General features: G+C 40.4%; 5 protein-coding genes and 1 pseudogene. 1 reads left to right on the forward strand and 5 read right to left on the reverse strand.

The genetic code is table 11. The features are described from left to right. The 5 genes from ACMZ6U_RS08725 to ACMZ6U_RS08745 form a co-directional block, all read right to left on the reverse strand. The coding region (locus ACMZ6U_RS08725; protein ID WP_416107982.1) for a transketolase family protein at positions 1 to 925 on the reverse strand (925 nt) is incomplete at its 3' end. Beyond that, positions 922 to 1,779, reverse strand: a complete 858-nt coding sequence (locus ACMZ6U_RS08730; protein WP_416107984.1) for a transketolase — start codon at positions 1,777 to 1,779, stop codon at positions 922 to 924. The genes ACMZ6U_RS08725 and ACMZ6U_RS08730, both read right to left, overlap by 4 nt. Before the next feature lies 1 nt (position 1,780). Next, complete coding sequence (locus ACMZ6U_RS08735) at positions 1,781 to 3,127, reverse strand: PTS ascorbate transporter subunit IIC (RefSeq protein ID WP_416107986.1); 1,347 nt, start codon at positions 3,125 to 3,127, stop codon at positions 1,781 to 1,783. A gap of 22 nt (positions 3,128 to 3,149) precedes the next feature. Next, positions 3,150 to 3,434, reverse strand: a complete 285-nt coding sequence (locus ACMZ6U_RS08740; RefSeq protein WP_416107988.1) for a PTS sugar transporter subunit IIB — start codon at positions 3,432 to 3,434, stop codon at positions 3,150 to 3,152. Positions 3,435 to 3,436: 2 nt separating this feature from the next. Then, positions 3,437 to 5,476 (reverse strand): BglG family transcription antiterminator, encoded by a 2,040-nt coding sequence (locus tag ACMZ6U_RS08745; RefSeq protein ID WP_416107990.1) that lies wholly within the window; start codon positions 5,474 to 5,476, stop codon positions 3,437 to 3,439. 254 nt (positions 5,477 to 5,730) lie between these two features. On the opposite strand from ACMZ6U_RS08745, the pseudogene ACMZ6U_RS08750 reads away from it, so the two are divergent. Next, a pseudogene (locus ACMZ6U_RS08750) lies at positions 5,731 to 6,120 on the forward strand (transposase family protein); the annotation flags it as partial.

Below are 6,120 nucleotides of genomic sequence, written 5' to 3' on the forward strand. Positions count from 1 at the left end.
TACTGATAAATTGTTTAGTCGTATCAACAATATGAGCAACACTTAGTCCATAAGCTTCCAAAAGGTAGTCCGTTTTTCCAACTCGCCCAAAAGCTTCATCAACACCCATCCGTTTGATTGGTGTGTCTGTTCTCTGACTGAGCAATTCACAAATAGCGCTACCAAGGCCACCAATTTTATTGTGGTTTTCTACGGTTAGAACTGGTTTCCCAGCAAGCAGACTTTCAAGATTGTCTGGAAGTGGCTTGATTTTGAAGAGGTCAATTAAACCAACTGAATACCCTTCTTTTTCCAATATCTGACAAGCTTCCAAAGCTTCTGCAACCATAATTCCCGAAGCAACTATGATCATATCATCGCCTTCCCTCAATTGACAGTAGCCTTTTGAGAAATCCTGCTTGTCGTCATAGAGTGGTTTTGGCGCCTTACGTGTGGTTCGAATGTATTTAAATCCTGGGAGCTGGAGAGTATTTTCCAGAATGGCTTGAAAAGAAACATCATCACTAGCTTCAAAAACATGAGCCTTTGGAATAGCCCGCATGAGACTGAGGTCTTCAAAAGGCATGTGGGTACCCCCATTGACTTCGGCTGTTACACCTGCATCTGAACCAATCAAGGTCGCATCCAATTGGGCATAAGCCAAGGATACAAAAACTTGGTCAAAGACTCTTCTGGAAGCAAAAGGACCAAAAGTGTGGATGTATGGCTTGTAGCCAAGAAGTGAGAGACCCGCTGCTACACCAATCATTTCAGCTTCCATGATACCAACATTGATATAACGCTCACCAAAATCTTGAGCCAGTGTATGGGTCATCATAGAACTAGACAGGTCTGCTTCTAATACCGCTAAGTCTTGACGCTCAAGATTCGTTTCTTTTAAAAAATCACGATAAACTAGACGCATTTCTTTGGTTTGACGGCTCATTTCACCACCTCCAATTCTTGACCTAATCTCTTAGCGATAGTATCTAGCATTTGCTTCATCGCTGCATCTGGTCGAATGTGGTGATTAGATGCCATATTTTCTAGCTCTGCTACCCCCTGACCTTTTATTGTATCAAGAACAATACATTTTGGCTTATCAGAGTCAGAAGACTTACAGTCCTCTATTGCCTGATAAATGGCTGCCATATCAGAACCATTGACTCTAAAAGCTTCAAAACCAAAGGCCTTAAATTTAGCAACAAAGTCTTGAGGATTTGAAATCTCACAAGTAAGTCCATCAAGCTGCTTCTTATTGTCATCAACAAAAACGATGAGATTGGATAGCTTTCTATGGGCTGCAAACTGCGCTGCTTCCCAAGCCTGCCCTTCATTAAGTTCACCATCACCAACAATTGTGTAGGTATAAAAACCTTTCTTTTCCATTTGTTGGCTGTAGGCAACACCTGTTGCGACACTCATCCCTTGTCCCAGGGAACCCGTGGTCATATCAACCCCAGGCGTTAAGTTTCGGTCAGGATGAGACGGCAATTTAGTCCCATTTTGGTTTAGAGAATAGAGGAAATCCTTATCAAAAAATCCTTTCAAGTAAAGAGTGCTATATAGGGCTGGACCTGCATGTCCTTTAGACAGGATAAAATAATCACGGTCTTTACGAGCATGTTCTTCAGGTGTCATTGGCATGACCTCTCCATATAAGACAGCCAGGGTTTCAACGATAGAAAGACTACCTCCATAGTGTCCAAAACCAAGATGATTAAGAGTTTCTAAAAGGTTAAACCGAATTTCTTTGGCAAATCTTTCCAACTCTTGATATTTTTCTGGAGATAACGGCATACTAACCCTCCTTAGTTTGAGAAGATTTTCCGACAAATGAGAGACCAAACATAGCTAAGAGAACAACAATGATACCAACGGCGATACCTGTCGCACTAGCGACATTATTCAAGCCACCAAGGATAATACCAAGCAGTCCAAAGTCAGCATCTGAGAAGGTTGACCCTTCAAATCCAAGACCACCGAGGACTGGCATTAGGAAGATTGGCAAGTAACTGATGAGGACACCTTGTAAGAAAGCACCAACTGTCGCACCACGAACACCACCAGAGGCATTTCCAATAACACCAGCTGTCGCCCCACAGAAGAAATGAGGCACAACACCTGGCAAGATGACAGTAGTTCCTGTCATGATCATCAAGGCCATACTTACAAGGCCACCGGCAAAGCTAGAGATAAAACCAATCAACACAGCATTAGGTGCATAAGGATAAACAATCGGACAGTCCAAAGCTGGTTTGGAATTTGGTACCAACTTTTCAGAAATTCCCTTAAAGGCTGGAACGATTTCACCAAGAATAAGACGAACACCAGCAAGGATAACAAAGACACCGGCAGCGAATTGCCCAGCTAGTTGCAAGGCATAAACCATACCATGTGTGCCACCACTAAGCTCTTTCATGATCCAGTCATTACCAGCAAAAATCGCAACAATGAGGTAAATAATGGCCATTGATAGGGTAATACTTACTGTTGAATCACGAAGAAAGGCAAGACTTTTTGGAAAGTTAATATCTTCTGTTGATTTTGATTTGTCACCAACAAGCCCACCAACAAAACCGCTCAACCAGTAACCGAGTGAGCTAAAGTGACCAAGCGCCACCTTGTCATTACCTGTCAACTGAATCATGTATTTTTGAACAAAGGCTGGTGACAAGCTCATGATAATACCTAAAGTGAGCCCTCCAAAGAGAATAAGCGGTGCAGACGTAAATCTTGCAACTGTTAGGATAACCGCAATCATACACGCCATATAAAGGGTATGATGACCTGTTAAGAAGATATACTTGAACTTGGTGAAGCGTGCAATCAGGATATTAAAGACCATCCCTGCAAACATGATAAGGGCAGTTGCTGAGCCATACTTTGTCAAAGCCACGGCTACAATGGCTTCGTTATTGGGCACAACTCCTGATAGATGGAAAGCTTGTTCAAACATAGAACCAAAAGGATTCAACGAATTTTGAACAAGACCGGCACCACCTGACACGACCAAGAAACCGACAAAGGTTTTAATCCCACCTTTGATAATGTCTGGAAGTCCCTTCTTTTGCAAAAGAAGACCAATGACTGCAATAAATGCTACCAAAATAGCTGGTGTAGACACTACATCTAATAAGAATTTCATCTCATGACCCTCCTACAGACCATCAAACAAGGCCTTTTTCCTGACAGATAGCTGTCACTAATTCGCGTAATTCATCCATGTCAATAATGCTATTTAAAATACGAACATCACCAAGGTGACCAGCTGAATCTTCTAAATCGCGACCAACAATCCAAACATCCGCTGCGTTTGGATCTGCACCTCCAAGATCGTAGTGTTCAACGTCAACACCACTAACACCTAAGTCATTGAGAATACTCTCAATATTCATTTGAACCATAAAACTTGAGCCAAGACCTGACCCACATGCAGTACCAATTCGTAACATGATTACGCCTCCTGTTTTATTATTGTTTTGATATCATCATAAGTTTTTGAGCTGACTAAGCGCTCGACATTTCCTTTATCTCTTAGAATAGTTGTTAAATGAGACAAAGCCTTTAAGTGTGTTTCATTATCCACCGCTGCAATACAAATCAACAATTTGATTTCATGACTAAGGTCGTCAAGCAAGTGAATAGGATGCTCTAAAGAAAGCATAGACATACCAACTGCATTGACACCATCTTCTGGACGAGCATGGGGAATGGCAATGCCTTGACCCAAATCGATAAAAGGACCGAAGTCTTTGACTTTATCAATCATGGCTTGTGGGTAGGTTTCTTCAATTTGTCCCGACGCTAATAAGGGGTGGGCAGCTAACTTAATAGCATCTTGCCAATCCAATTTTACATCTGTAAATTGGTAGGTTTCTTCTGTGATTAATTCATGTAACAAAGGTTGATAATCCTTTCTATGTATTTCTTTTTGAAGCAGTTGTTTACGAAGTGATAATCGCAATTCTCTTTCCTGAAAAATCGTGGCGTGTTCCTTGATAATAGCCATTAAGCGTTCAACTTCCAAGTTTTCCTCGCAAATATCCGGAAAATCCTTCTCCACCAAATGGAACAACTGTTCTGTTTGACTGTTGCTCATCACCATGGGAACCATGTAAAAAGGTTTTACCGTCTCTATCCTTACGGTTGAAAATACTAAGTCATAGTCTGTTTCTGGCATTTTCTTGAAATCATCAATTCGACTAATCCCACTAAATGCAATTTTCGGAAAAAGCGCCTTAAGATTTTCTTTGATAATAAGAGATGAACTTACCCCATTTGGGCAGACAATCACCGCCCGATAAGGTAGACTAACTTCTGACTTATGCAGGTAACCACCAAAATGAACAACAAAATAAGCAACTTCACTCTCTGGGATTGTTATCTCCAAAACTTTTCGTAAAGGGTCTAGGGCTTTTTTCACCAGATGAAACAGGTCTGGATAGCTGTCCTTAATACGCTCTGTATAAATAGAATCTGTTGCTAGACCGTACTTCAATCGATAGTAGGCCGGAATAATGTGTTTTTTCAATCCCTGCAAAAGATCATTACGATTGTCAAAAGTTAATAAGGAAACTTGTTCCATCTGAGAGACAATATCTCTCGTTAACTTCTCAAAAAATTCAGAATCTAAATCTCCTTCTCCTTCAAAGCACCCTGCCAAAATCAGGGTCAAATAATGTTTTTGTGATAAGGTCAATGCTAAATCTACGTGAAGATTTTGCGAGACAGTATCTACCATGAAACTCGTCAATTCCTGTAGTTGTTCAGAAACCAGTAAATCACTGACCACTACCCTATCGACAGCTCTCTGATAACGACAAAGCAGGAAAATCATAAAATATAAGCACTCTTCTAAACGATCTTTCAAAGGTGTCAGATGCCACATCTTATATTGCGCAGTGATTTCCTTAGAGAACTGTCCGTAAGAAATGTTGACCTGCCATTCCTCCATGACATAATGCAACGCCCAATAGCCAATACGCGAACGAAGCAACTTTCTAATGAAGTGAAGAGCTACTCGATGTTTATCCTCTTCTCTTCCTCTTAGAAAATACCCTTCAGCTCTTGTATAATGAAGGGCTACGCCGTCATCACTCAAACGATCACGAAGCAGTTTTACGTCTGACAGACTCGTATTCTTACTCACCTTGACTAAATCTTGGTAGTGAGTATTAGAAATAAAATCTTGACGACAAAAAGTATAAAGGTAGATGAGGTAAATCCGTTCTTCCTGATTAAGGTAGATTTGTTCATCCTTTAACTGACTAAAAATAAGGTCCGAATCAGCCACTAAGTGAGGGCTTAAAGAGAAATAACCGCCTCCTTTAAGAATTTTGGGAAATCGATGAGACACTAAAAAATCATCTAGTTCTTCGATAGTTTCCAGAAGCTCTTTCTCTGAAAAATTGGTTTTGACCATCAACTCATAAAGTGAGAGTTGATGGTATTTCATGAGTGTCATGAGAATGACTAGTGATTTTGTATCAATCATAGAATTTCCTTTCCTAATTCTTATTCTATAGGAAGCGCTTACTTTTTGCTATCCCCTATTGAGCCCAATTTAAAATTATCATTTTAAAAAATGGTTGTGCCAAACAGCCTAAAGTATTGTTGCTTAAGAAAAAGGCTCTATAAGACTGTAGTGGGTAAAATCCACTGCGGATGTTATAGGGCTTTTGACTGTATGCAAAAAGTCCCACATGACTTATAATGAAAAGCGTCAAACAACTCATTAGAAAGTGTCATATGGAACTATTTAAGAATACCACAGATTTAATCGGATTGAAAGATAACAATATCACTATTTCTTTTGTTTTGAAACATCAAACTCATATTGACACACGAGCTAGACTTGATTAGCAAGCGCCTGCTTGTCTGTTTTGTTGTGGAAATATGATCAAATACGACTTCCAAAAACCCTCAACCATCCCGATTTTGGATGTTCAAGGCATGCCACCCCTCTTAAAGCTCAAGAAGCGCCGTTTTCAATGCAAAAGCTGTCGCGAGGTGGTCGTCTCTCAAACCTCATTAGTGAAAAGAAACTGCCAAATCTAGCAACCGGTCTGGGCTAAAATCACACAGCTTCTAACAGATACCTTAAGCAATGCCGCTATCGCTAGGCAATGTCATGTCTCA

Origin of the sequence: Streptococcus pluranimalium (genome assembly GCF_047785745.1) — a bacterium.
GTDB lineage: Bacteria > Bacillota > Bacilli > Lactobacillales > Streptococcaceae > Streptococcus > Streptococcus pluranimalium_B.